Annotated in this window: 21 protein-coding genes; 12 read left to right on the forward strand and 9 right to left on the reverse strand. The window is 57.4% G+C overall.

Translation table 11 applies throughout. The annotated features are described in order from the left end of the window. Nucleotide 1: 1 nt before the first annotated feature. Together ACR0L3_RS14505 and ACR0L3_RS14510 are read left to right on the forward strand one after the other, a co-directional pair. A complete protein-coding gene (locus ACR0L3_RS14505; RefSeq protein WP_480746468.1) occupies nucleotides 2–697 on the forward strand; it encodes an ABC transporter ATP-binding protein in 696 nt (231 codons plus the stop codon). Continuing rightward, nucleotides 694–3,222, forward strand: a complete 2,529-nt coding sequence (locus ACR0L3_RS14510; protein ID WP_480746469.1) for an ABC transporter permease — start codon at nucleotides 694–696, stop codon at nucleotides 3,220–3,222. The genes ACR0L3_RS14505 and ACR0L3_RS14510 overlap by 4 nt, the downstream gene beginning before the upstream one ends. Here ACR0L3_RS14510 and ACR0L3_RS14515 read toward each other — a convergent pair. After that, a complete protein-coding gene (locus tag ACR0L3_RS14515; protein WP_480746470.1) occupies nucleotides 3,219–3,665 on the reverse strand; it encodes an RrF2 family transcriptional regulator in 447 nt (148 codons plus the stop codon). The two genes, ACR0L3_RS14510 and ACR0L3_RS14515, sit on opposite strands and share 4 nt — an antisense overlap. Nucleotides 3,666–3,758: 93 nt before the next feature. Between ACR0L3_RS14515 and ACR0L3_RS14520 the strand changes: the two genes are divergently transcribed. Beyond that, a complete protein-coding gene (locus tag ACR0L3_RS14520; protein ID WP_480746471.1) occupies nucleotides 3,759–4,328 on the forward strand; it encodes a gamma-glutamylcyclotransferase family protein in 570 nt (189 codons plus the stop codon). A gap of 51 nt (nucleotides 4,329–4,379) precedes the next feature. Here the strand turns inward: ACR0L3_RS14520 and gltX are convergent, their stop codons facing one another. Then, entirely contained in the window at nucleotides 4,380–5,705 is a 1,326-nt protein-coding gene (gltX, locus tag ACR0L3_RS14525; RefSeq protein WP_480746472.1) for a glutamate--tRNA ligase, read from the reverse strand. Nucleotides 5,706–5,765: 60 nt separating this feature from the next. Beyond that, complete coding sequence (locus ACR0L3_RS14530) at nucleotides 5,766–6,200, reverse strand: DUF1801 domain-containing protein (protein WP_480746474.1); 435 nt, start codon at nucleotides 6,198–6,200, stop codon at nucleotides 5,766–5,768. A gap of 116 nt (nucleotides 6,201–6,316) precedes the next feature. Between ACR0L3_RS14530 and ACR0L3_RS14535 the strand changes: the two genes are divergently transcribed. After that, a complete protein-coding gene (locus ACR0L3_RS14535) occupies nucleotides 6,317–7,249 on the forward strand; it encodes an MBL fold metallo-hydrolase (protein ID WP_480746476.1) in 933 nt (310 codons plus the stop codon). A 2-nt stretch (nucleotides 7,250–7,251) separates the two neighbouring features. Here the strand turns inward: ACR0L3_RS14535 and ACR0L3_RS14540 are convergent, their stop codons facing one another. The 3 genes from ACR0L3_RS14540 to ACR0L3_RS14550 form a co-directional block, all read right to left on the reverse strand. Next, nucleotides 7,252–8,580, reverse strand: a complete 1,329-nt coding sequence (locus ACR0L3_RS14540) for an NAD(P)/FAD-dependent oxidoreductase (protein WP_480746477.1) — start codon at nucleotides 8,578–8,580, stop codon at nucleotides 7,252–7,254. A gap of 158 nt (nucleotides 8,581–8,738) precedes the next feature. Next, complete coding sequence (locus tag ACR0L3_RS14545) at nucleotides 8,739–9,017, reverse strand: hypothetical protein (protein WP_480746478.1); 279 nt, start codon at nucleotides 9,015–9,017, stop codon at nucleotides 8,739–8,741. Between the two features lie 287 nt (nucleotides 9,018–9,304). Then, nucleotides 9,305–10,963 (reverse strand): NAD+ synthase, encoded by a 1,659-nt coding sequence (locus tag ACR0L3_RS14550; protein WP_480746479.1) that lies wholly within the window; start codon nucleotides 10,961–10,963, stop codon nucleotides 9,305–9,307. 146 nt (nucleotides 10,964–11,109) lie between these two features. Between ACR0L3_RS14550 and ACR0L3_RS14555 the strand changes: the two genes are divergently transcribed. Further along, on the forward strand, nucleotides 11,110–12,567 hold the full coding sequence (locus ACR0L3_RS14555; RefSeq protein ID WP_480746480.1) for an MORN repeat-containing protein: 1,458 nt from the start codon (nucleotides 11,110–11,112) through the stop codon (nucleotides 12,565–12,567). 10 nt (nucleotides 12,568–12,577) lie between these two features. Here ACR0L3_RS14555 and ACR0L3_RS14560 read toward each other — a convergent pair whose 3' ends face one another. After that, nucleotides 12,578–13,243, reverse strand: a complete 666-nt coding sequence (locus tag ACR0L3_RS14560) for an SDR family NAD(P)-dependent oxidoreductase (RefSeq protein ID WP_480746481.1) — start codon at nucleotides 13,241–13,243, stop codon at nucleotides 12,578–12,580. Between the two features lie 288 nt (nucleotides 13,244–13,531). Here ACR0L3_RS14560 and ACR0L3_RS14565 point away from each other — a divergent pair, with 288 nt between their 5' ends. Next, nucleotides 13,532–15,100: a 2-isopropylmalate synthase gene (locus ACR0L3_RS14565; protein ID WP_480746482.1), complete on the forward strand. Its 1,569-nt coding sequence runs from the start codon at nucleotides 13,532–13,534 to the stop codon at nucleotides 15,098–15,100. Nucleotides 15,101–15,245: 145 nt separating this feature from the next. Here ACR0L3_RS14565 and ACR0L3_RS14570 read toward each other — a convergent pair whose 3' ends face one another. Further along, nucleotides 15,246–16,055, reverse strand: a complete 810-nt coding sequence (locus ACR0L3_RS14570; protein WP_480746483.1) for a 23S rRNA (adenine(2030)-N(6))-methyltransferase RlmJ — start codon at nucleotides 16,053–16,055, stop codon at nucleotides 15,246–15,248. Between the two features lie 155 nt (nucleotides 16,056–16,210). On the opposite strand from ACR0L3_RS14570, the gene ACR0L3_RS14575 reads away from it, so the two are divergent. Genes ACR0L3_RS14575 through ACR0L3_RS14600 form a run of 6 tightly spaced genes read left to right on the forward strand, consistent with a single transcriptional unit; the run spans nucleotide 16,211 to nucleotide 22,775 of the window. Then, nucleotides 16,211–17,257, forward strand: a complete 1,047-nt coding sequence (locus tag ACR0L3_RS14575; protein WP_008756832.1) for a rod shape-determining protein — start codon at nucleotides 16,211–16,213, stop codon at nucleotides 17,255–17,257. Between the two features lie 56 nt (nucleotides 17,258–17,313). Further along, nucleotides 17,314–18,216 (forward strand): rod shape-determining protein MreC, encoded by a 903-nt coding sequence (mreC, locus tag ACR0L3_RS14580; RefSeq protein ID WP_480746484.1) that lies wholly within the window; start codon nucleotides 17,314–17,316, stop codon nucleotides 18,214–18,216. Then, the gene (locus ACR0L3_RS14585; RefSeq protein ID WP_480746485.1) at nucleotides 18,209–18,745 is read left to right on the forward strand and encodes a rod shape-determining protein MreD; all 537 of its coding nucleotides are present in this window, start codon (nucleotides 18,209–18,211) and stop codon (nucleotides 18,743–18,745) included. The genes mreC and ACR0L3_RS14585 overlap by 8 nt, the downstream gene beginning before the upstream one ends. Then, a complete protein-coding gene (gene mrdA, locus ACR0L3_RS14590) occupies nucleotides 18,742–20,691 on the forward strand; it encodes a penicillin-binding protein 2 (RefSeq protein WP_480746486.1) in 1,950 nt (649 codons plus the stop codon). Before ACR0L3_RS14585 ends, mrdA begins: the two co-directional genes overlap by 4 nt. Further along, nucleotides 20,688–21,827 carry a rod shape-determining protein RodA gene (rodA, locus tag ACR0L3_RS14595; protein ID WP_480746487.1) on the forward strand — a complete coding sequence of 380 codons (1,140 nt, stop codon included), beginning with the start codon at nucleotides 20,688–20,690 and terminating at the stop codon, nucleotides 21,825–21,827. Before mrdA ends, rodA begins: the two co-directional genes overlap by 4 nt. Nucleotides 21,828–21,842: 15 nt before the next feature. Then, nucleotides 21,843–22,775 carry a 2-hydroxyacid dehydrogenase gene (locus ACR0L3_RS14600; protein WP_480746488.1) on the forward strand — a complete coding sequence of 311 codons (933 nt, stop codon included), beginning with the start codon at nucleotides 21,843–21,845 and terminating at the stop codon, nucleotides 22,773–22,775. Here the strand turns inward: ACR0L3_RS14600 and ACR0L3_RS14605 are convergent. After that, nucleotides 22,772–24,787 (reverse strand): M3 family metallopeptidase, encoded by a 2,016-nt coding sequence (locus ACR0L3_RS14605; RefSeq protein WP_480746489.1) that lies wholly within the window; start codon nucleotides 24,785–24,787, stop codon nucleotides 22,772–22,774. The genes ACR0L3_RS14600 and ACR0L3_RS14605 overlap by 4 nt on opposite strands. Between the last annotated feature and the right edge of the window lie 52 nt (nucleotides 24,788–24,839).

Raw genomic sequence — 24,839 nt, forward strand, 5'->3', positions numbered from 1 at the left:
TATGACAACATTTGCCCATTCGCTTCAAAATGCCGCCTTATCGCTGGAAGGCAATGCCGGACGGGTGAATATCCTGCACGATATCACCCTGACTGTGGAGCAGGGCGAAACGCTGGGGTTGGTTGGGCCGTCGGGGTCGGGCAAGTCCTCATTGCTGATGCTGATGGGCGGCCTGGAACAAGCGACCGGAGGCCGGATCACGGCACTTGGTCATAACCTGACAGATATGGGCGAGGATGCCCTCGCCCGCTTCAGGCGCGATACGATGGGGATTGTGTTTCAGAATTTCCACCTGATCCCAACCATGACGGCGCTGGAGAATGTCGCCACACCGCTGGAGCTGGCCGGGCACAGGGATGCGTTTGACCGTGCCGAGGCGGAACTGGATGCCGTCGGTCTGTCGCATCGGCGCGATCATTATCCGTCGCAATTGTCCGGCGGTGAGCAGCAACGCGTGGCGCTGGCCCGCGCCTCGGCCCCACGGCCACGGATATTGTTGGCAGACGAGCCCACAGGAAATCTGGACGAAACGACCGGCGCGACTATTGTCGAACTGTTGTTCCGCCTGCGCGACAGGCATGGCGCGACGCTGGTACTGGTCACTCACAGCCACAGTCTGGCCCGAAAATGCGATCGAGTGGTGCGCCTTCGCGACGGGACAATCGCAGAGGACACACAACAAGAGGCTGCGGAATGAGCTTGCGACTGGCCGGTCGTCTGGCGCGCCGGGAACTGCGAGGTGGTGTCCGCGGCTTTCGTGTCTTTATCGCCTGTCTTGCTTTGGGTGTGGCAGCTATCGCCGCAGTCGGATCTGTACGCCAAGCCATTCAGACCGGGCTGACGCAAGAGGGCGCGGCCTTGCTGGGCGGCGACGCCCAATTGGAATTCACCTATCGGTTCGCCAGTGACGCGGAACGGAACTGGATGCAGCAGGCTGGGACAGATGTGTCCGAAGTGGTTGACTTCCGCTCAATGGCCGTTGTCAGACAAGGAGACGACACCCAGCGCGCCCTGACACAGGTGAAATCCGTTGACGCGGCCTATCCGCTACTGGGCACACCTCAGCTAGATCCGGACCAACCACTCACCATCGCGCTGGACGGTGATCAGAACCTGCCCGGCGCCGTCATGGACCCGGTTCTAATGGATCGCCTTAACTTGTCCATCGGAGATCGTTTCGCCCTTGGCACGCAGGATTTTGTGCTGACGGCTGCCTTGATCCATGAACCGGACGGAGCCGCCGATGGGTTCGCACTGGGACCGCGCACGCTGGTTCGGACGGATGACCTGCGAAACTCGGGCCTGTTGGAGCCGGGAACGCTGTTTTCTACGAAATATCGGCTGAACCTGCCGCCCGAAACCGACCTAGATGTCCTGTCCAACGCCGCAAGGCAGAGTTTCGACGGCACCGGAATGCGCTGGACCGATGCCCGCAATGGCGCGCCGGGAATTTCTGAATTTGTCGCCCGCCTCAGCGCCTTTCTGGTACTGGTCGGTCTGTCCGGTCTCGCGGTCGGCGGCATAGGGGTATCTGCTGCTGTTCGCGCTTATCTGGCGCAGAAGACCGAAACCATCGCGACGCTGCGCACTTTGGGCGCGGATCGGGCCACAATCTTCCAGACCTACATGATCCAAATTGGGGTTCTGTCGGGGATCGGCATTACTCTGGGCATTCTTCTGGGTGGCTTTCTACCGTTACTACTGGCCCCACTTATCGAAGAACGCTTACCTGTCCCCGCGGTCTTTTCGCTCTATGCAAGTCCATTGGCTGAGGCAGCGCTATACGGCGTTCTAACCGCATTTCTGTTCACGCTCTGGCCTCTTGCGCGCACCGAAGAAGTGCGCGCTGCGACCTTGTTTCGCGATGCCCTGTCGTCGGCCAGTGCAATTCCACGTGCAGTTTTTGTAGTCGCGGCAGGTGTTGGCTTGGCGGCTCTGATCGCAGCGGCTTCCTTGTTCAGCGGCTCGGTTCGCCTGACGCTGTGGACCAGCGGAGGGTTGATTGGCGCGCTGCTTCTTCTGGCGCTCTCTGCCTATGCGATCCGCAAGCTGGCCCGTGTTAGCACAAAATCGGCGCGCGGTCGTCCTGCCCTGCGGTGGGCTTTGTCCGCCATCTCGGACCCGCGTGAAGGGGCTGCATCGGTCGTGTTATCCCTTGGGTTGGGGTTATCCGTGTTAGCCGCCGTCGGCCAGATCGATGGGACCTTACGCAACGCGATATCGGGCAACCTGCCTGACGTGGCCCCGTCGTATTTCTTTGTCGACATCCAGAAAGATCAGATGCCAGACTTTACCCATCGGCTGGAATCCGATCCAGCCGTCAGCCGCATCGAAAGTGCTCCGATGCTGCGGGGGATAATCTCGCAGATCAACGGCCAGCCCGCACGAGAGGTAGCCGGTGACCACTGGGTGCTGGACGGCGACCGGGGCGTGACCTACTCCGCAGTGCCGCCAAAAAATGCTCATATCACTGCTGGCGAATGGTGGTCTGAGGACTATGCTGGCGACCCGCAAATCAGTTTCGCCGCCGAAGAAGCTGAGGAAATGGGTCTGTCTATTGGCGACGAATTGACGGTCAATATCCTAGGTCGTGATATCAGCGCCGAAATCACATCTCTGCGTGAGGTCGACTTTTCAACGGCGGGTATGGGCTTCATCATGTCGATGAACCCGTCTGCCTTAGCCGGCGCTCCGCACAGTTTCATCGCTACTGTTTATGCCGAAGAACAGGCCGAAGCAGCCATTCTGCGCGACCTCGCAGGACAATTCCCGAACATCACAGCCATCAGGGTGCGCGACGCGATAGATCGCGTCTCAGGCCTGCTAAGCGGATTGGCCGCGGCGACCTCTTACGGTGCGGGTATTTCCCTGCTGACAGGCTTTCTGGTTCTGATCGGGGCCGCCGCCGCTGGGGAAACCGCGCGCCGCTACGAGTCTGCGGTTCTAAAGACGCTGGGCGCGGACCGCAGGCGTATCCTTGTCAGCTTTGCGCTACGGTCGATCCTGTTGGGCGCAGCGGCAGGCGGTGTTGCCTTGCTAACCGGCATAATAGGCGGTTGGGCCGTGGCTACTTACATCTTCGATACCGGCTTCACGGTCATCTGGACTTCGGCCTTCGGGATCGTGCTGGCCGGAATTCTTGTGACTTTAAGCGCGGGCCTTGTTTTTGCGTTGCGCCCGCTCGCAGTACGCCCGGCGCGTATCCTGCGCGCCGCTGATTAACGGACGCAGGCCACAGGTTGCAGTATCTGCAACAGCCGGTCGTTGTCGCAGACCAGCGCGTCCAGTGTTATTTCATCCAGCGAAGCATAGAACACCTCAGCCGCGTCTCGCAGGGCTACACGCAAACGGCAAGCATCTGTCAAAGGGCAGGTGTTGTCGGCATCGGCGAAACACTCTGCGATCGGCAAGTTGCCTTCGACATGACGAAAGACGGACCCAATACGAATTTGATCCGCCGGACGCGCCAGCGACATACCGCCATTGCGGCCCCGGTGGGTGCTGAGATAGTTCAGCTGACCCAGCTGATTGATCACCTGCGCCAAGTGATTTTCCGAAATGTTGCATACATCCGCGATCTCGGACTTCGTTACCAATCGATCCTGATGCGCCGCACAATACATCAACAAGCGCACCGCTATGTTTGTCCGTTTGGTAATCCTCATGGTAGCCTCCCCGAATTCATGATGCAGCCTTATTGCATGTCCCGGAAAAAAGCGGTTTGACATACATCAATCGCTGAAAAGGACATTGGCCCCGTGGCAGACCCTTACTTCTTTGGCTATGGCAGCCTCGTTAACCTCTCCACCCACGATTTCTCCGACCCTCATCCTGCCCGGTTGAAAGGTTGGCGTCGCGCATGGCGGCACACCGACTTGCGCCCGGTGGCATTTCTAAGCGCAATTCCGGACCCAGACTGCGAGATCGAGGGAATGATTGCTCACGTACCCAAAAACGACTGGGCGGCGCTGGACGAACGGGAATGGGCCTATGATCGGGTTCAGGCGACGCATGCTGTTACGCATCCTCTAACCCATCAGGTCGAAATTGCCGTTTACGCAGTTCCACACGACCGCCAAAGCGATCCGACAAATCGCCACCCAATTTTGCTGAGTTATATTGACGTCGTTGTGCAGGGATACCTGCGGGCCTTTGGCGAAAGTGGCGCAGACCGGTTCTTTGATACAACCGAAGGGTGGGACGCGCCGATCCTGGATGACCGTGCTGAACCGCGCTACCCACGGCACCAGCAGCTCAAACCCGTCGAAGCCGAATTCGTGAACGACCGCTTGAACCGTTTGTCTGTACGCTTCGTACAAACCGCATAGAAAAAGGCGGGGCCACGTGACCCCGCCTTTATGAATTCTGTACTTCTACAATCAGCTACGCGCGCGGATCACCTGCAGCAATGGCAGCAAAGTAGCCATTTCCGGGCCACGCTCCATGCCAGTCAACGCTTTCCGCAACGGCATGAACAACCCTTTTCCCTTGCGGCCTGTGGCCTCTTTCACGGCTTGGGTCCAATTGCCCCAAGTATCGCCATCAAACGGGCCTTCGGGCAACAATGCGATGGCCTGTGTGATGAATTCTCGATCCTCATCCGCGATCAAAGGCTCAGCCCCATCGCGGCACAGGTCCCACCACCCTTTGAGGTCGCTCAGAGTGGTGATGTTTTCGCGCGCCATCGCCCAGAAGGGTTCGGCAAGCTCTGCCGGAACACCGGCATCCGCGACCGCATCTGCGACGTCAGCCAGCGGCAGCGACTGCAGGTGCTTTGCGGTCAGAGGGAACAGGTCCTGCACATCAAACTTTGTTGGTGCCGCACCGAAACGGTTCACATCGAAGCCTTCAATCAACTCAGCCATCTCCGAGCGCAGCTCGACCGGATCGGATGACCCCAGACGCGCCATCAAGCTCAGCAGCGCCATAGGCTGCACGCCCTGCTCGCGCAGGTCACGCAGCGCCAGCGTGCCAAGGCGTTTTGACAATGCCTCGCCCTGCGGGCCGGTCAACAGCGAATGGTGCGCGAAACGTGGGCAAGTGCCGCCCAGCGCCTCAATGATCTGAATCTGAGTCGCCGTGTTAGTCACATGGTCCGAGCCGCGCACTACGTCGGTCACTCCCATCTCGGTGTCATCGACCACGGACGCAATCGTATAAAGAACCTGACCATCTCCCCGGATCAGCACTGGATCAGACACCGAGGCCGCATCAATCGAGATGTCGCCCAAGATACCATCATTCCATTCGATCCGCTCGTGATCCAGCTTAAAGCGCCAGACACCATTGCCACGCTCGGCGCGCAACGCCTCTTTTTCGGTATCAGACAGGTTGAGCGCAGCGCGATCATAGACCGGTGGCTTACCCATGTTCAGCTGCTTCTTGCGCTTGAGGTCCAACTCGGTCGGCGTCTCAAACGCCTCATAAAACCGGCCCATCTCGCGCAGTTTGTCAGCGGCTTCGGCGTAACGGTCCAGACGATCTGACTGACGTTCGATCCGATCCCAATGAAGACCCAGCCACTCCATATCCTGCTTGATGGCGTCGACATATTCTTCTTTCGACCGCTCAGGATCGGTGTCGTCAATACGCAGGATGAAGGTGCCGCCAGCCTTGCGGGCGATTAGATAGTTCATCAGGGCGGTGCGCAGGTTACCCACATGGATGTAACCGGTGGGCGACGGGGCAAAACGGGTGGTGGTCATGGAGTTCTCCTGTTGGCGCGGCTCATGTCACAGGATGGAACTTTTGTCCAGCAAAGGCGTTCAGGTCGGCTCGACCGGCCAATACCGATCAAGGTCCTTCAACCCTGCGCGGATTAACTCGGACAGAACATCCAAATCGATATCGGCCAGCTTGTTCACGTAAAGACAGGATTTGCCCAGCTTGTGTTTACCAAGACCGGACAGGATGTCTGCGAAATCCGCATAACCCGGCATTATATAAATCGACAGCGCCGCCTTGCGCGGGGAAAAGCCGGTGGCCAGAAAGTCACCCTCGCGCCCAGATTTGTAGCGGTAATGATAGCGACCATAGCCTACAATCGATGGCCCCCACATCACCGGGGAAAAGCCCGTCACATTGCGAAAAAGCGCGTCCAGTACCTGGGCATCCTCTGCTTTCGAAGGCGGCTCCACGGACTGCAGGAACCAATCGACACATTGGTCGGTGGGTTCGGTCTTGTTTGAAGATCGCGACATGAACAAAAATTAACACGACATGTTCATCCACGCAGCCCATTTCCTGTGTGTATAAACTGGCAAGTGACTCGCGCCGACCTAATTCACCGTATGGTGTTCTGACAGGGAGAACCAAAATGACCATGAAACTCACACGCCGCGCGGCCTTGGGGTCGGCGGCTGCTTTGCCGTTTGCTGCCGCCACGACTCCGCTTTTGGCAGCCGGGGCCGAGACCAAGGCAAACTCAACCATCGCTAAGTCGTTCACCTTGGGCGACTTCACCGTCACCACGCTGCTGGATGGCAGCGCACCGCGCGACGACGTCAAAGAGATGTTTGGCGAAGGCGTGCCGGATGCGGATTTTGCCCGTGTCTCGTCCGAGAATTTCATCTCGCCCGATAAGGCGCTGTTGCCCTTTACCCCGACGCTGGTCAACACCGGGTCCGAGCTGGTTCTGTTCGACACCGGCCTTGGTCAGGGCGGCATTCAGGCGGCACTGGCAGATGCGGGCGTGACCCCGGATCAGATTGATGTTGTTGTAATCACCCACATGCACCCTGACCATATCGGCGGCATGACCACGAATGACGCGCCGACCTTTGCAAACGCGCGCTATATCACGGCAGCAGCCGAGTATGATTTCTGGTCGGCGCAGGAGGCGGGCAACCGTGTCGGTGACATAGTCGCTGCCAAGGTCACACCGCAGGCCGAAAAGATGAGCTTCATTGACAACGGCGGCGAAGTGGCATCAGGCATCACTGCGATTTCCGCCGCTGGTCATACGCCGGGGCATACGGTGTATCATCTGGAAAGCAACGGTCAGCGGCTGGTGCTGACCGCAGATTTGGCCAATCACTATGTCTGGTCGTTCGCTCACCCCGAATGGGGGTTCAAGTTTGACATGGACAAAGCCGCAGCAACCGCATCCCGGCGCAATGTGCTGGGCATGCTGGCCGCCGACAAGGTACCGATGATTGGCTACCACATGCCGTTCCCGGCTGCTGGTTTCGTCGAACCTCGCGGGGACGGGTTCCGATTTGTCCCGGTCAGCTATCAGATGATGGGCTAAGCCTAATACCCTGCGTCCGGCCGCACCTTAGAGCCATCCGTAAAACGGGACAGGCGAAAAGCGGCCGGATCGACGCAAGGCGTGGTTTCGGCGACCAAGTCGGCCATCAGACGGCCCGCCGCAGGGCCAATACCAAACCCGTGGCCAGAAAATCCCGTAGCAATATACATGCCTGAAATCCCGTCCACACCTGAGATCACAGGCACCGCGTCTGGCGTTACATCAATCATCCCCGCCCAGCTTTGAACGATCTCAGCTTTCTCCAACACCGGGAAACCTTTGCGCGCCCGCGCCCAAGCCCGCCGCAGCGTTTTCGCTGAAGGTTCGGGATCCAGAACCCTACACTTTTCGAATGGCGTCACATCGGTAGCCAGCCAACGCCAATCCTCTTGCGTTTCTATACGCCAACGACCTGAAAACCGAAAACGCAGGGATCGCCATTCCTGTCTAAAGGCGGGCAGAAATCGCCGAGCAAGACGAAAACTATCAGGCACGATATCAACCGTATTTTCGTGACCAGATGCGATGGTATAGCCCCCATCGGCGCGCTTACGCACAGCGAATTCGTCTGACCAAAGTGCGGCCTCAGGTCCTTCAACTGGTGACGTGCGTAACACGGTATTCAGGACCTTCATCTGCGGCAGGTCTATCCCTGCGTTGCCAGCAAACAAACGCGACCACGCTCCCCCAGCCAAAACAACACGACCACACGCCACCCGACCACGCTCTGTGAAAACACCTTTGATGCGCTTGTCGTGGACATCGACACTGCGCACAGCGCAATTGGTCATTAACAGAGCGCCTCGTTCCCGTGCCGCTTCGGCAATCGCGGGGGCCGCCCACTGCGGTTCCGCCCGACCGTCCCCTGGCATGTAGAGGGCGCACTCAAAATTAGTCTGATTGCCCGGCAACAAGGCGTTCAATTCTGACCCAGTTACAAGTTTCGCACCGGTCTGCAATCCATCCACATTGTTCAGCCAGCGTTCCAGTTGCCCCCTGCCGCGCTTGCCAGAAGCACCAAAAAGAATGCCCGAGCGGGTGTATCCTGTTTGGCGCCCGGTCCGATGGTCCATCCCCTGCCACAATTTCAAAGCCTCGACCATAAGCGGGATTTCCCGAGGGTCACGCATACCCAGACGCACCCACCCCCAGTTACGAGAACTTTGTTCGCCTGCGATCTGCCCTTTTTCACATAGCAGAACCGAGGCGCCACGTTCAGATAATTCCAAAGCTGTCGAAGACCCAATTATGCCGCCGCCTATGACAACAACGTCCACGGTCTTTGGCAGGTGCATATCGGATTCGACTGGGGTGGGCTTGGGACCGGGCATCAACCGCTCGTACTTCATGGCTCGGACCGCCATCAAGGCGCGGCGCGGTCACGCTGGCAACATGCCTTGTACGGCAAGGCTCATGTTTTTTGAAAGCTGTGGCCTACACGCAAAAGCGGCGCGAATTTCGCACCGCCTAGACCTACTTCAGGTGTACTTTATGCAGCGCCGCGCAGCTCGGCCCACTTTTGGCGTAACGTTGCTGCAAGGCCCGTTTCCTGCGGGCAGTCCACTTCGTCTATCGTTGCTTGATCGGTCAGTTGGGGGAAGACGGTTTGCGCATCCTCAGGTTCGACCTCAAGCTCATCCGAGTCTTCGCCGCGCAATAGTTCAGCAATCGCAGAATCGACTTCGCTTTCGTTCAGCGCGCACCCTTCAGATTCCATCGACTTATACTTTATTGGCGGATGGAGAGGTTTGTCATATTCCTTATACATCGTAACACCAAATCGTTAACTCAGACATTCAAACACTTACACACAACATATCCGATTTTGGCATCTACCCACCTGCCTAACAAACAACCGAGATATGCCGCGGCGCCCCATATGGGGCAATAACTAAGCTAAAATGTGGCAAAAAAATGTCTCATTTTCAAGGCGCAAGTTGAACCGTCGCCCGTGAAACTTGCGAACCGTCAATGATGTAGCAACTGTGCTCATCATTTCTCTGAACTGTTCAGATTTCAGAAACACTCAGGTCAGACAAATGAGTCCGGATTAGATCACCCTCGATCCCGCCAGCGGTTTACGATCGGGTACCTGCGATCCAGCCAGAACGCCCGGCTGGTTAGGCGCGTTCCGGGGGCGGACTGAAACCGTTTGTACTCGCTGATGTATATTAGGTGCTCGACCCGCCGCGCATCCGCTTCGTCAAGACCCGCAGCCACACAATCAGTAATTGACCCTTCTTGATCGACCAAGATATCCAAAATAGCGTCCAGAACCGGGTAATCCGGCAGGCTGTCGCTATCTTTCTGATCCTCGCGCAATTCCGCGCTTGGGGGCTTGTCGATGACCGAAGGCCGGATAACTTCACCCTCAGGTCCCATCATCCAGTCGCGGTGATTAGCATTCCGCCAGCGGCACGTTTCGAACACGCGTGTCTTGTACAGATCCTTGATCGGATTATAGCCGCCGTTCATATCGCCATAGATCGTGGCGTAGCCCACGGCGATCTCGGATTTATTGCCGGTGGTTAGCAGCATCTCGCCGAATTTGTTTGAAATTGCCATCAAAAGCAAACCGCGCAGACGGGACTGAATGTTCTCTTCGGTAAGGCCAGCGTCTCGTCCAGCGAACAGCGGGGCCAGCGTTTCGGTCACGGCTGCCCGGCTGTCGGAAATCGGAACGTAATCAAAATGAACACCCAGTGCCTTGGCGACCGCTTCGGCATCGTCCAATGAACCCTGACTGGTGTATTCGGACGGCAGCATCACACAGCGCACATTCTCCGCCCCAATAGCATCCACAGCGATAGTCGCGACCAAAGCAGAGTCGACCCCACCCGACAGGCCCAACAATGCTTTTTTGAAACCTGTCTTGCCCATGTAATCGCGCAGGGACTGCACCATCGCGCGGTAATCCTGCTCCCACTCATCCGGTTGCGGCACGATTTCGGCGGGCGCAATACGCCAACCACTATCACCGCGTTCAAGATCAATATGTGTTACCGCCTCATCGAAAACTGGCATTCGAAACGCCAGTTCCCCGCCTGGGTTTAGGCCGAACGTGGTTCCGTCAAACACCTGATCGTCCTGACCGCCTACCATGTTCAGATATATCAGAGGCAACCCGGTTTCGACCACGCGCGCCACCATGTGATTCAGGCGAACGTCATATTTGTTGCGGAAATAAGGCGAGCCATTGGGAATCAGGAGGAACTCAGCCCCGGTTTCCTCCAACGTTTCGGCTACATCAGGGTGCCAGCTGTCCTCACAGATTGGGCTACCTATACGGGTATTTCCAACCGAGTAAGGTCCACCCATTGGTCCAGCGTCGTAAAGGCGTACCTCGTCAAAAACGGTCTCGTTTGGCAAGTGATGCTTTAACACCTTGCTGCTGATCCGACCGCCTTTTAGGATCAGGTATGCGTTGAACAGACTTCCATCCTCGACCCAAGGTCCACCGATCGCTACCGCTGGGCCATCAGCGCATTGGATGGCCAGTTCTTGGACCTGAGCCATCGCTGCCTGATGAAACGCCGGCTTCATTACCAAGTCCTGCGTGTTGTAGCCGGTGATGAACATCTCGGGGAACGCGACCAGATCGGCTCCGGCCTCACGCGCCTGTTCCCACACGGCCAACGCCTTGGAGGCATTGCCCTTGATATCCCCCACAGTCGGGTTGAGTTGCGCAAGCGTGATGCGGAAACGGTCGGCCATTGTGCCCTCTTGCCCTCGTCAGTCTTATTGCCATTTAGCAGATCATTGCGCGAGTGAAAGGCAAATGCGGCAAAACCCGTTGCCCTACCCCCACGGGTACCTTAGTTTTGGGCCAAAAGATGAATTCTGGGCAGGCAGGACCGAACATGAACGCTTTCCGCATTTCCATAGCCGCTTCCGCAATGGCCCTGATCGCTGCGGGTGCCACCGCGCAAAGCGATGAAGTAATCGTCGCCGATGACGAGGTCGGCGGAGTGTACGAGGGCACGTTCGAAAACGGGTTGCGGCACGGGACGGGCACGTACCGTCTGCCAGACGGGTTCGAATACGAGGGCGAGTGGGTCGAGGGCGAAATTCAGGGCAAGGGTGTTGCACGCTATGCCAACGGCTCGATCTACGAAGGCGACTTCGTTAAGGGTCAACCCGAAGGGCGAGGAAAGATCATCTATCCCGATGGTGGTACCTATGAAGGTGAATGGTCCGGGGGCACAATCAACGGTACTGGAACAGTCAGCTATGCTAACGGTGCCCGCTATGAAGGCAGCTTCCGGAACGCGCTCCATCACGGCAAGGGCGTGCTGACCGATCCCAGCGGCTACAGCTTTGACGGCGATTGGGTTGACGGGGTAAAGCAGGGCAAAGGTAAAATCACCTATGCCAAAGGCGGCGTTTACGAAGGCGACATTCAAAATGGTCAACGTCACGGTCAAGGGACCCACACGTCCCCTGATGGCCAAGTATACACTGGCGCGTGGGTCAATGATCAAGCCACTGGAAAAGGCCGATTGTTGCAAGCTAACGGCGATGTATACGAAGGCGACTTGGTCAATTGGCGCCGCCAGGGGCAAGGCAAGGCCACCTATGCCAACGGTGCAACATATGAAGGCGACTACTCTGAGGATCGCCGCCACGGCAAAGGACGATTTTTGGGCACAGATGGGTTTGACTATACCGGTGAATGGGCAGACGGCCAGATCGAAGGGTTTGGTGAACTGACCTATCCAGACGGTTCGACTTACATTGGGGATTTCAGCGCCGACTTACCGGATGGGAAAGGTATGCACACCTTCTCTGATGGCATTATTTACGAGGGCGAGTGGATTGCCGGAGTTTTCGAAGGTGACGGCAAAGCGACTTACCCGAATGGTGTTGTCTACACCGGGCAGTTCCAAAACGGTGTTAGCCACGGCAATGGCGTTCTGACCTTTGCAAACGGATATCGCTATGAAGGTGAATGGGCTGAAGGTGTTCGCCAAGGGAAGGGCAAAGCCAATTTCCCCGACGGTACCGTCTATGAAGGTGATTTCGTGAACGGCCAGCGCCAGGGCAAAGGAACCATCACAATGCCAAGCGGATACACTTACACCGGTGATTGGGTCGAAGGAAAAATCAGCGGGAACGGCATTGCAACCTTCGCGACCGGCGATGTTTACGAAGGCGGGTTTCTGGACAACAAGCGTCACGGCGACGGAACAATGCGCTATGCCAATGGCGAAGAAGAATCCGGCGTCTGGGAAAACGATGCACTTGCGACACCTGACCAAACAGAACCCGAAACGACGCCCGCGACACCTCCTGCCGAAACCAGCAGCTCAGACGGCTGAGCCCAGCATCTTACCACGGCACAGGTTTTCCCGCCCAATCAAAAAAGCCACCTGTATCTTGCGGAGTCAGCTGCTGAATTACAGAAAGTAGATTGGCGGCAGCGGTATCCGGGGCGACCGCTGGGTGACGACCAAGGTACTTTCGGGTGAACTCGGTCTCGACAGTGCCAGGGTGCAATACAACGCAGATCGCGTGTTTGTGTGTTCGGGCAAGCTCAATCGCACCTGTATGGACAATCTGATTAACAGCCGCCTTCGAAGCGCGATAACTGATCCATCCACCTAGCCGGTTATCACCTATCGAACCCACACGCGCCGAAAGGACTGCAAAGACAGCACGCCTATCACGTGGCAACAATCGCGATGCATGGCGCAAGATCAAAGCCGGTCCGACAGCATTCAATGCAAACTGGTCCATCATCGCACGCGCTGATAAGGCACGAACCGTCTTTTCAGGTTCATCTCCGTTGATTTCCAACGCACCAGAAGCGACGAAAATCAGATCGAAATGTCCCGAGAGCTTTTCCAGCGCGCGATTAACGCCTTCGGGGTCACTTAGGTCAAAACCGTCAGCAGAGCGCGACAAAGTGGTTACTTCCACGCCCTGCTCTCTTAGGCGCTGACAAACCGCCATACCGATTCCGCCCGACGCGCCGATGATAAGTGCATTTGTCATGGCGCATCATCTAGCCGACAGCGAAAGCGGATCAATGCGATTCAAAAAAGAATATCTTTTAACGGTTGCTACACCGCAAATGAGGCTTTTCATTCCGCTCTGGCGCTGTATAAACTCCGCTCATGATCAACCGCGCAGATATCCCTTTTGTCGACACCGCCCGTAGCGGTGCGTCGCTGCGTGGCCTACTGATCCTAATCCGCCTCTGAGCGTGCCATCCGGCGCGCCCGCTCAGAGGAGGACGCCAGCGCGCCATAGGCTTTAGGACAGAAGAAGAAAGAGATTCCCATGACCAACGTAACCGACCAAGACCGCGTCTTGATCTTTGACACCACTTTGCGCGATGGCGAGCAAAGCCCCGGCGCCACCATGACCCATGACGAAAAGCTCGAGATTGCCGAGCTGCTGGACGACATGGGCGTCGACATCATCGAGGCCGGATTTCCCATCGCGTCCGAGGGAGATTTCAAAGCGGTTTCCGAAATTGCCGAACGGTCCAAAAACAGCCGCATCTGCGGTCTGGCCCGTGCCAATTTCACCGATATCGACCGCTGCTGGGAGGCGATCAAACACGCCGAGAAAAGCCGGATTCATACCTTTATCGGCACCTCCCCACTGCATCGCGCCATTCCAAACCTGACGCAGGACGAAATGGCCGAGAAAATCCACGAGACGGTCACCCACGCGCGTAACCTTTGCGAAAACGTGCAGTGGTCGCCGATGGATGCGACCCGGACGGAATGGGATTATCTGTGCCGCGTGATCGAGATCGCGATTAAAGCAGGTGCGACGACAATCAACATTCCCGACACAGTTGGCTATACGGCACCGTTGGAATCCGCCGACTTGATCAAACGCCTGATCGAGACCGTTCCGGGTGCTGACGAGATTGTCTTCGCCACCCATTGCCACAACGATTTGGGCATGGCGACGGCGAACTCGCTGGCCGCTGTAATCGGCGGTGCGCGACAGATCGAATGTACGATCAATGGCCTGGGTGAACGCGCTGGGAATACAGCTTTGGAAGAGGTTGTGATGGCAATGCGAACCCGCAATGACATTATGCCGTACCACACCGGCATCGACACCACCAAGATCATGCATATCTCGCGTCGGGTTGCCACGGTGTCGGGCTTTAACGTGCAGTTCAACAAGGCCATCGTCGGCAAGAACGCTTTTGCTCATGAAAGCGGTATCCACCAAGATGGCATGCTGAAAAACCGCGACAATTTCGAAATTATGCGTCCCGAGGACGTGGGTTTGTCCGGCACGTCACTGCCGTTGGGCAAACACTCGGGGCGTGCGGCGTTGCGCGACAAGCTGGAAACGCTGGGGTTTGAGGTTGGTGACAATCAGCTCAAGGATATCTTCGTGCGGTTCAAGGATCTGGCCGACCGCAAGAAAGAGGTGTTTGACGACGATCTCATCGCGCTGATGACGTTGGATGACGCTGACGACCACCTGCAACTGGTGTCGATGAAGGTGACCTGCGGCACCGGCGGACAGGCGGAATCGACTGTTGAGTTGGAAGTGGACGGTAAGGACACCATCGCCACCGAACACGGGGACGGTCCGGTGGATGCGACATTCAAAGCAATCCGCGCGATCCATCCGAACAAGGCCCATTTGCAACTTTATCAAGTGCATGCCGTAACCGCAGGCACCGATGCGCAAGCTACGGTTTCGGTACGCCTGGAAGAGGACGGCATGATCGCCACCGGTCAATCGGCCAATACCGACACCGTTGTAGCCTCGGCCAAGGCCTACATCCACGCGCTGAATCGCCTGATCGTGCGCCGCGAAAAAACCGGACCGGGCGCAGATGCGCGTGAGATCAGCTACAAGGACCTAACTTAAACGGGCGAGTCAGGGCTCCCGCACCAGCGGCGGCCCGGCTTCGCCGACCCTTCTTGGGTTTTGGGCCCGGCAGTGCGCCTGTGGCGCACTGCCGGGCCCAACTCGTTTGACTGCATCTTTGATGCGGGCAAGCGAGGCGGGAGTTCTACCTTGTCTTTGAATGATATGCCCGAAGCCTTCCGAACAGCTCTGACAGACGGGTAGCCTCGTCTTCCAAACCGTAGGGCGTGTTAACGATAAACATGCCCGAACCGACCATGCGGTGCCCCTCTCGCACCGGGTCAAACCGCACCTCATGATTAAGGGTCTTTGGCAGGTTTTGAGATTTCAGCGCAGAGATCATTGCGCTATGGCGATCATCCGTCAGAACGGGATACCAAAGGGCGATGACCCCGACATTCCACTTGCGATGAATTTTGGAAATGATGCCGGGCAGGCGGTCATATTCCGATTTCACCTCATAACTTGGATCAATCAGTAACATCCCCCGCCGGGGCGTCGGCGGCAACAGGGACTGTGCCAGTTCGTACCCGTCTTGCTGATACACTTTCGCCCCATGGGGAGACATTGCCAGAGCCAGAGCCGTGTGTTCCTGCGGATGCAACTCTGCAAAATGCAAACTATCCTGATCCCGCAAAAGACCGGCAGCGATCAACGGAGAGCCGGGATATGCCGCTATCCCGTGTTGTTTCTGGACTGCTTTAATCGCACGGTTCAGTGGATGATCCACACCAAACCAGTTCTCCTGCTGAACCCGAAAAATGCCCGCCTGCGCTTCGCCCGTGCGCGTTGCTTCCTCAGCATCCAGCTTGTAAAGCCCTCGTCCTGAGTGGGTTTCGAGATAGGTCAATGGCTTGTCTTTGCGGGTCAAATAGTCCAGCGCACATGCCAATAAAGTGTGCTTTTGCACATCAGCCAGATTTCCTGCGTGGTAAATGTGTTGATAAGAGAGCATGTTGCCTTCTAAAGTCCCTCTGAATAAGGCGGAAAGGTGCTGATTGTCGCGGAATCAGCCCTTTTACCGGGCGTGCTGGCACCCTATAAGTCATCCGTCCCGGAACCGTCGAGTCGCGGGCAGTAGAAAAATCGACATACAGGATCAGGGGAATCATGGGGATCTTTGGCAATCTGGGCGGCCTGTTCACAGCGGACATGGCCATCGACCTTGGGACAGCGAACACGCTGGTTTATGTCAAAGGGCGCGGCGTGATCCTATCTGAACCGTCAGTGGTGGCCTACCATGTCAAAGACGGCGTGAAGAAAGTACTGGCCGTGGGTGAGGACGCCAAACTGATGCTGGGCCGGACACCCGGTTCGATCGAAGCAATCCGCCCGATGCGCGAAGGCGTCATTGCCGATTTCGACACAGCGGAAGAGATGATCAAGCATTTCATTCGCAAAGTGCATAAACGGTCAACCTTCTCGAAGCCGAAAATCATTGTCTGCGTCCCGCATGGCGCGACTCCGGTTGAAAAGCGCGCGATCCGGCAGTCGGTTCTGTCCGCAGGTGCCCGCCGGGCCGGTCTGATTGCCGAACCGATTGCAGCTGCGATTGGTGCCGGCATGCCAATTACCGATCCAACGGGTAACATGGTTGTCGATATTGGGGGCGGCACCACGGAGGTTGCGGTTCTTTCGCTGGGCGACATCGTTTACGCACGTTCAGTCCGTGTTGGTGGCGACCGGATGGACGAGGCCATTATCTCATACCTACGCCGTCAGCAGAACCTACTGGTCGGTGAATCCACCGCTGAACGGATCAAAACAACCATCGGCACTGCCCGCATGCCCGACGACGGGCGCGGGCAGTCGATGCATATCCGGGGCCGCGACCTGCTGAACGGCGTGCCGAAGGAAATCGAGATCAGCCAGGCTCAGGTGGCCGAGGCTCTGTCGGAACCGGTGCAAGCGATCTGCGAAGCCGTAATGACTGCGCTTGAGACCACGCCGCCCGATCTGGCCGCTGACATCGTCGACCGGGGCGTGATGCTGACCGGCGGTGGTGCGCTGTTAGGTGATCTGGACTTGGCCCTGCGCGAACAGACGGGTCTGGCCGTGTCGATTGCTGATGAAAGCCTCAATTGTGTGGCTTTGGGCACCGGCAAGGCATTAGAATACGAAAAACAGCTGCGCCACGCGATTGACTACGAAAGCTAAGGCGCGCACCCTTTAAGGGATAACACTCGGGCACGAGCAGCACGGGAAGGAGTCCTGTGGCAAAGGACCGATCACAGCGCGACGAATACACCACCCCTTTGCGCCGCTTGCTATTGGGGATCGTGGTGTTGTGTCTGCTGGGCATCTTTCTGGTCTGGCGCATCGACAGCCCACGGGTGGAACGGTTCCGTGCGCAGGTGGTGGATCGGGTGGTGCCCTCAATGGAATGGGCCATGGTGCCCGTCACGGCAATCGTCAATCTGGCCCGCGACTTTCAAAGCTATCAACGCCTGAGCGAACAGAACCAAGAGTTGCGCAGCGAACTGCGCCTGATGCGCGCCTGGAAAGAAGCTGCATTGCAATTGGAGCAGGAAAACGCTCGCCTCCTGGATCTTAACAATGTTCGTCTCGATCCGCGGCTGACTTATATCACCGGAGTTGTGATGGCAGACAGTGGCTCACCCTTCCGTCAATCCGTTCTGCTCAATGTAGGTGAGCGCGACGGCATCACAGACGGTTGGGCCACCATGGACGGGATCGGTGTGGTTGGTCGTATTTCCGGCGTCGGCCCGGATACAGCAAGAGTGATTTTGTTAACCGATGCTTCCAGCGCAATCCCAGCTACCATCCAGCCTTCGGGACAGACTGCCCTGATCACCGGCGACAATACTTCGGCACCAGCGGTAGAGTTTCTGGAGAACCGAGAACTGGTTCGGCCCGGCGACCGTGTTGTAACCTCGGGCGATGGTGGCGTATTCCCCGGCGGCTTGCTGATTGGTCAGATTACTGCCGATCCCGGCGGTCGCTTGCGCGTGCGCCTTTCGGCGGATTTCGAGCGCCTAGAATTCCTTCGCGTTTTGCGATTCCAATCAGCGCCACTTATTCGCGATCCCGGTGATATCGTGGGTCCTAGAAGCCCCGAAACAGCTCTAAGCCCTGCCGAGGTGGGAGATGGATAGCGCAAACTCACAGCTCTGGTCCAAACGGGCGCTGTACCTTTGTCTGGCCGCGCTAATCCTGTTCCTGCATCTGCTGCCGCTCGACACAAAACCGGATCGCTGGCCGTTTCCGGACTTGCTGATCGCTCTGACGTTTGCCTGGGTGCTGCGGCGGCCTGAATTTGTGCCGACCCTGTCAGTGGCCATCGTGATGCTGATGGCAGATCTATTGTTGCAACGCCCGCCCGGTCTGCTGGCCGCGCTAGTTGTTCTTGGTGCGGCGTACTTGCGTTCAGCAGCGTTTGGATCACGGGATTCCGGCTTTGTCAGCGAATGGATTACCGTCGCGGTAGTGATCACAGCAGTTTTTATGCTGAATCGCGTCCTTCTTGCTATTCTGTCGGTGCAGCAGGCAGCTTTAGGACCAGTTGTGATACAATTAGTTCTGACAATTGCAGTTTATCCACTGATCGTTCTGCTGAGCCAGAATGGATTGGGTGTGCGCCGAAGAGCTGCGTCTGACACCAGTGCGCTGGGGGCTCGAGGATGAAGCAGCGAAAGCCAACGCCCCAGGGGCTTGCTTATAAACGCCTGCCGCGCAGGGCGTTAATTGTGGGCGGATTGCAAGCCGCCTTTATTGGCGGGCTGGCTGCCCGAATGCGTTTCATGCAGGTGGATCAGGCCGATGAATATCGCCTGCTGGCCGAGGAAAACAGGATCAATATCCGCCTGATCCCGCCGACCCGTGGCCGTATTTATGACCGAAACGGAGAGATCATTGGTCAGAACTCGCCCTCGTACCGCATTGTAATGGTGCGCGAGGATGCTGGAGACGTCGACCAAGTAATCGCCAAACTCTCAAACCTGATCCCTTTGACAGAAGAGGAAATTGAGCGGGCCAAGACAGAAATGCGCCGCTCTGCCCCGTTCCTGCCCGTTACACTGGCTGACCAGGTCACTTGGGAAGATATCTCGAAGGTCGCGGTCAATGCGCCTGCCCTTCCCGGTGTGATCCCCGAAGTGGGGCAAACCCGACAATATCCCCGTTATGAGGATTTTGCCCATGTTGTCGGCTATGTCGGTCCAGTCAGCGACTATGATCTAAGCCAAATCGAAGACCCTGAACCTGTTCTCCGGATACCGCGCTTTCAAATCGGGAAAGTCGGTCTTGAGGCTAAACAGGAAATAAGCCTGCGCGGCAAAGCAGGGGCCAAAAGGGTCGAGGTCAACGCCACCGGTCGTGTGATGCGCGAATTGGATCGGCAAGAAGGTGAAGCCGGGGCCGACCTGCAGCTTTCGGTCGATGCCGATCTGCAGCAATACGCTCAGGCCCGGCTGGCCGGAGAAAGCGCCGCTGCCGTTGTGATCGACTGCGAAACCGGCGATATCCGTGCCATCAGCTCGGCCCCCAGTTTCGACCCGAACCTCTTCGTGCGCGGCATCTCGGTTGCTGATTACCGAGCGCTGACGCAAGACAATTACCGCCCGTTGGCCAACAAGACCGTGCAGGGTACTTACCCGCCCGGCTCGACATTCAAAATGATCACCGCCATGGCGGCGCTCGAGGCTGGCGTGATTAGTCCCTCAAATACCGTTTACTGCCCCGGGCACCTGAAGGTCGGCAGCCGCCGCTTCCACTGCTGGAAGCGTGGCGGACATGGAACGGTTGACCTGAATTTGTCACTGAAGCGCAGTTGCGACGTTTACTATTACGACGTGGCGTTGCGCGTAGGTATCGACAAGATTTCCGAGATGTGCCGCATCTTTGGGCTGGGCGTCAAACATGACATTCCAATGTCCGCCGTTGCTGAAGGGTTGGCTCCGAACCAGGAGTGGAAGGAACGTGTCCACGGAGAAAGCTGGCTGGTCGGCGACACGGCGAATGCTTCGATCGGTCAGGGTTTCATGCTGGCCTCGCCCCTACAACTTGCGGTCATGACAGCGCGGATTGCCACGGGGCGCGCTGTCAAACCGCGTTTGGTACGATCTGTAAACGGGGTTGAGCAACCTTCTGGTACAGGTGAGCCGCTGGCCGTTAATCCGAACAACCTGGACCACATCCGCAAAGCAATGTTTTCGGTTTCAAATGACCGGGGCGGCACGGCCTATCGCAGCCGCATCATCGCGGATGACCTGCGTATGGCAGGTAAAACCGGCACCAGTCAGGTGCGAAACATTACCAAGGCCGAACGCGCCGCCGGTGTGATCCGCAACGAAGACCTGCCCTGGGAACGCCGCGACCACGCGCTGTTTGTCAGCTTTGCACCCTATGACAACCCGAAATACGCAATTGCTGTGGTGGTTGAACATGGCGGCGGCGGCTCAAAGGCGGCCGCTCCAGTCGCTCGGGACATCATGCTGCAAGCGCTCTACAACGGCACACCCCCGCTTGAGGCTTATCCGGTTGCCGATCGCGAACGCATCAAAGAACAGCAGAAAAAGCTGGAGGGTGACCGTCGCCCCAAAGCGCGTCCGACCGAGAAGGACCGCGCATGAGCTATCTTGAATACGCCGTCAAATCTACGCCGTCAGGGTTCCGCAAGTTTCTATATATGAACTGGCCCCTGACATTGCTGCTAATAAGCGTCGCCAGCGCTGGCTTCTTGATGCTCTATTCTGTTGCTGGCGGGTCGTGGACCCCGTGGGCAGAACCACAGTTGGAGCGCTTTGGACTAGGCCTGACAGTAATGTTCATTATCGCGCTGGTACCGATCTGGTTCTGGCGGAACATGTCCGTTGTGGCTTACCTTGGATCAATTGTTCTTCTTGTTTTTGTTGAGCTTTTTGGCACCATCGGGATGGGCGCGCAGCGCTGGATCGACCTAGGTTTCATGCGGCTACAACCGTCTGAGGTTATGAAAGTTGCACTAGTCATGGTTTTGGCCGCCTATTACGATTGGCTGCCGTCGCACAAAACCTCGCGACCGCTTTGGGTGCTAATCCCAGTAGCGCTGATCCTGATCCCCACTTTCATGGTTCTGAAACAACCGGATCTGGGTACTTCAATCCTGCTGTTGGCGGCAGGTGGAGGGCTCATGTTCCTTGCTGGCGTCCACTGGGCTTACTTCGCTGCCGTCATCGCTGCTGTGGTTGGGTTGATTGCGACTGTATTCAACAGTCGCGGCACAGAATGGCAGTTGCTCAAGGATTACCAGTTCCGCCGGATCGACACCTTTTTGGACCCGTCGACCGACCCGCTGGGCGCGGGGTACCACATCACTCAGTCCAAGATCGCATTGGGATCGGGCGGCTGGAACGGACGCGGTTTCATGCAGGGCACGCAATCCCGCCTGAATTTTTTGCCCGAGAAGCACACCGACTTTATCTTTACGACGCTGGCTGAGGAGTTCGGATTTGTCGGCGGCATTACCCTGTTGACCCTCTATGGCTTGATCTTGGTGTTCTGCCTAGTCACTGCGCTTTCAACGAAGGATCGTTTCTCGTCTCTGGTAACACTAGGGATCGCGCTGAACTTCTTCCTGTTTTTCGCCGTCAACATGTCGATGGTCATGGGTCTTGCACCGGTTGTTGGCGTACCGCTACCCATGGTCAGCTATGGCGGCTCGGCCATGCTGGTTCTGATGGCCGCCTTCGGCATAGTCCAAAGCGCCCATATACATCGCCCCCGCTGATCTGAAAGGCCCTCCATGCCGGTGAACATCCTGTTTTCAGCGCGCCCTGCGCTCTGGCCCATCTACGAACCACTGCTGACCAAAGGATTGACCGATGCCGGCTTGGACTTTCAGATTGGCACTGAATTTGAACCGGATCAGGTTGACTATATCATCTATGCCCCAAATGGCGGGTTGTTGGATTTCACACCCTATACCAGGCTAAAGGCCGTGCTCAGCCTTTGGGCGGGTGTCGAGCAGATCGCGGGCAACGAGACACTGGTTGTGCCGCTTGCGCGGATGGTGGATCATGGCCTGACGCAAGGTATGACGGAATGGGTTGTTGGCCACGTGCTGCGCTATCACCTTGGGATGGATCAACACATTACGGTTCAGGACGGTGTCTGGACACCCGACGCTCCGCCTTTGGCAACTGAACGTCGAGTCTGCATTCTGGGCCTTGGCGCATTGGGAGAGGCCGCCGCCGATGCGCTGGCCGCGTTGAACTTTGATGTGACAGGCTGGAGCCGAACAGCCAAGGACATTCACGGGATCAAATGCCTGCATGGCGCAGACGGGCTACGCACCGCTCTGTCACAGGCCGAAATCGTGGTTCTGCTGTTGCCGGACACGCCGGCTACGGAAAACACATTGAACGCCGAAACGCTGGCCCTGCTGCCCAAGGGCGCACGGATCATCAACCCCGGCCGAGGACCTCTGATTGACGACGATGCCCTGTTACAGGCGCTTAATTCGGATCAGATCGGCCACGCCACGTTGGACGTGTTCAGGGTTGAGCCACTGCCCGAGGATCACGCCTTTTGGGAACATCCAAATGTGACGGTGACGCCGCACATTGCCTCGGAGACCCGGCCAGTGACAGCCGCGCAGGTGATTTGTGAGAACATCACACGAGGAGAGAAGGGTGAGCCCTTCCTGCACCTCGTGGATCGTTCTTTGGGCTACTAGGCCGCGACCAACCCGCGCCCTTTCAGCAGGGCGTCTACGCCCGGTAGGCGTCCGCGGAAGGCCAGATACAGGTCTTCTGCCTCGCGCGAACCACCGGTTGAGAGAATGCTTTCTTCCAGTGCTTTGGCACGCTCGGGGTCAAAGGCGCCTCCAGCCTCTTCAAAGGCGGCAAACGCATCGGCATCCATGACCTCGGACCACATGTAGCTGTAGTAGCCCGAGCTATACCCGTCACCCGCAAAAACATGCGCGAAATGCGGGGTCGCGTGGCGCATACCGATGGCGTGCGGCATGCCGATTTCTGACAAAACCTCAGCCTGTTTTGCCATTGGGTCAGCAGGCGCTGCGCCATCGTGAAACGCCAGATCAACGAGAGCCGAGGCGACATACTCAACCGTCTGGAACCCCTGATCGAAATTGGCTGCTTTTAGGACTTTATCTAGCATCTCTTGCGGCATTGGCTCGCCTGTTTCCGCATGCGTGGCGAACTCGGCCAACACCTCGGGTACCTCCAGCCAATGTTCGTACAGCTGGCTGGGCAATTCGACGAAATCCCGCGCAACACTGGTTCCCGAGATACTTTCATAAGTCACATCTGACAGCATCTGGTGAAGCGCGTGACCAAATTCATGGAACAACGTCCGCGCGTCGTCATAAGACAGTAATGCCGGATCACCCTTGGCGAAGTTGCAGACATTGATCACGACCGGCGCTTGTACCTTAGGGAACTTGGCCTGTGACCGCATCGCACTGCACCAAGCACCGGACCGTTTTGATCCACGCGCAAAGTAATCGCCAATGAAAACCGCAATATGCTGACTGTTTCGTGTGACCTCCCACGCGCGACAATCGGGGTGGTATAGCGGCACGTCCAAAGGCGCAAACTCCAACCCGAACAGGCGGTTGGCGCAGGCAAAGGACGCCTCGATCATGCGCTCCAATTGCAGGTATGGCTTCAACGCAGCCTCATCCAGATCATGCTCGGCCTTGCGGCGTTTTTCGGCATAGTAACGCCAGTCCCACGCTTCCAACGGGCCGTTGACGCCGTCTTCCTGCATCATCTGCGTGAGGATGTCTGCGTCTGTATCAGCGCGCGTCTTGGCCGGGTCCCACACTTGCATCAGCAAATCGCGAACCTTGTCAGGCGTCCGGGCCATTTCAGTTTCCAGCTTGAAATCGGCGAAGCTGTCATAGCCTAACAGCTTGGCACGCTCTTCCCGCAGGTTCAGGATTTCAGCGGCGATATCCCGGTTATCCGTCTCGCCCCCGTTTGCCCCCCGCGCGGCCCAGGCTTGATACGCCTTTTCCCGCAGATCACGGCGCGGCGAGAATTGCAAAAACGGCACTATGAGGGAGCGCGACAAGGTCACAACCGGACCTTCGTCGCCTTTCTCCCGCCCCGCTGCGCGGGCGGCGTCCACGACGAAATCCGGCAAACCTTCCAGATCGCTTTCCGACAAGTCCATGTACCAATCACGCTCATCTGCCAGAAGGTTCTGGGTAAAAGACGTGCCTAGCGAGGCCAATCGCGCCTTGATCTCTTGCATCCGGGCGTCATCATCACCTTGCAACGCCGCACCTGCGCGAACAAAACCGCGATGGGTCAACATCAACACGCGGTCCTGTTCATCCGTCAGGTTCAGTTCGTCCTTGCGCGCCCATAAATCCGCCACGCGTTGAAACAGAGCCTTGTTCGACGAAATGCTCGAGAAATGCGCGGCCAGTTTGGGCGAGAAGTCCCGCTGCAACGCTTCGCGTGCCGGGTTGCTGTCGGCCCCTGCGACCGTAAAGAACACTGACAGAACTTTGTCCATCTGTTCACCTGCGGCCTCAAGCGCTTCGATCGTGTTGGCAAATGTTGGGGCGTCCGAATTGGCCGCAATAGTATCAATCTGGGCATTGTGGGCCTGCATGGCCTGATCCAATGCTGGTGAAAAATCGTCATCGGAAATTGTATTGAATGGTGCGATTTCAAAGGGCGTGGTCCAGTCGGACAGGATGGGGTTGGTCATGCGTGTCTCCTTTGACCACACAGGTAGGAACGATGGGCCAGATGATCCAAAA

The sequence above is a fragment of the Ruegeria sp. CK1 genome, assembly GCF_056536545.1.

Bases quoted from the DNA above. Each gene is read 5' to 3' on its own strand.
- ACR0L3_RS14555 (WP_480746480.1), top strand. From the start codon at position 11,110: ATGAACGCTTTCCGCATTTCCATAGCCGCTTCCGCAATGGCCCTGATC.
- ACR0L3_RS14570 (WP_480746483.1), bottom strand. From the start codon at position 16,055: ATGCTCTCTTATCAACACATTTACCACGCAGGAAATCTGGCTGATGTG.
- ACR0L3_RS14540 (WP_480746477.1), bottom strand. From the start codon at position 8,580: ATGCCCGGTCCCAAGCCCACCCCAGTCGAATCCGATATGCACCTGCCA.
- ACR0L3_RS14560 (WP_480746481.1), bottom strand. From the start codon at position 13,243: ATGACAAATGCACTTATCATCGGCGCGTCGGGCGGAATCGGTATGGCG.
- ACR0L3_RS14605 (WP_480746489.1), bottom strand. From the start codon at position 24,787: ATGACCAACCCCATCCTGTCCGACTGGACCACGCCCTTTGAAATCGCA.
- ACR0L3_RS14535 (WP_480746476.1), top strand. From the start codon at position 6,317: ATGACCATGAAACTCACACGCCGCGCGGCCTTGGGGTCGGCGGCTGCT.
- rodA (WP_480746487.1), top strand. From the start codon at position 20,688: ATGAGCTATCTTGAATACGCCGTCAAATCTACGCCGTCAGGGTTCCGC.
- ACR0L3_RS14600 (WP_480746488.1), top strand. From the start codon at position 21,843: ATGCCGGTGAACATCCTGTTTTCAGCGCGCCCTGCGCTCTGGCCCATC.
- ACR0L3_RS14515 (WP_480746470.1), bottom strand. From the start codon at position 3,665: ATGAGGATTACCAAACGGACAAACATAGCGGTGCGCTTGTTGATGTAT.
- gltX (WP_480746472.1), bottom strand. From the start codon at position 5,705: ATGACCACCACCCGTTTTGCCCCGTCGCCCACCGGTTACATCCATGTG.
- ACR0L3_RS14585 (WP_480746485.1), top strand. From the start codon at position 18,209: ATGGATAGCGCAAACTCACAGCTCTGGTCCAAACGGGCGCTGTACCTT.
- ACR0L3_RS14545 (WP_480746478.1), bottom strand. From the start codon at position 9,017: ATGTATAAGGAATATGACAAACCTCTCCATCCGCCAATAAAGTATAAG.
- ACR0L3_RS14510 (WP_480746469.1), top strand. From the start codon at position 694: ATGAGCTTGCGACTGGCCGGTCGTCTGGCGCGCCGGGAACTGCGAGGT.
- ACR0L3_RS14505 (WP_480746468.1), top strand. From the start codon at position 2: ATGACAACATTTGCCCATTCGCTTCAAAATGCCGCCTTATCGCTGGAA.
- mrdA (WP_480746486.1), top strand. From the start codon at position 18,742: ATGAAGCAGCGAAAGCCAACGCCCCAGGGGCTTGCTTATAAACGCCTG.
- ACR0L3_RS14530 (WP_480746474.1), bottom strand. From the start codon at position 6,200: ATGTCGCGATCTTCAAACAAGACCGAACCCACCGACCAATGTGTCGAT.
- ACR0L3_RS14565 (WP_480746482.1), top strand. From the start codon at position 13,532: ATGACCAACGTAACCGACCAAGACCGCGTCTTGATCTTTGACACCACT.
- ACR0L3_RS14575 (WP_008756832.1), top strand. From the start codon at position 16,211: ATGGGGATCTTTGGCAATCTGGGCGGCCTGTTCACAGCGGACATGGCC.
- ACR0L3_RS14550 (WP_480746479.1), bottom strand. From the start codon at position 10,963: ATGGCCGACCGTTTCCGCATCACGCTTGCGCAACTCAACCCGACTGTG.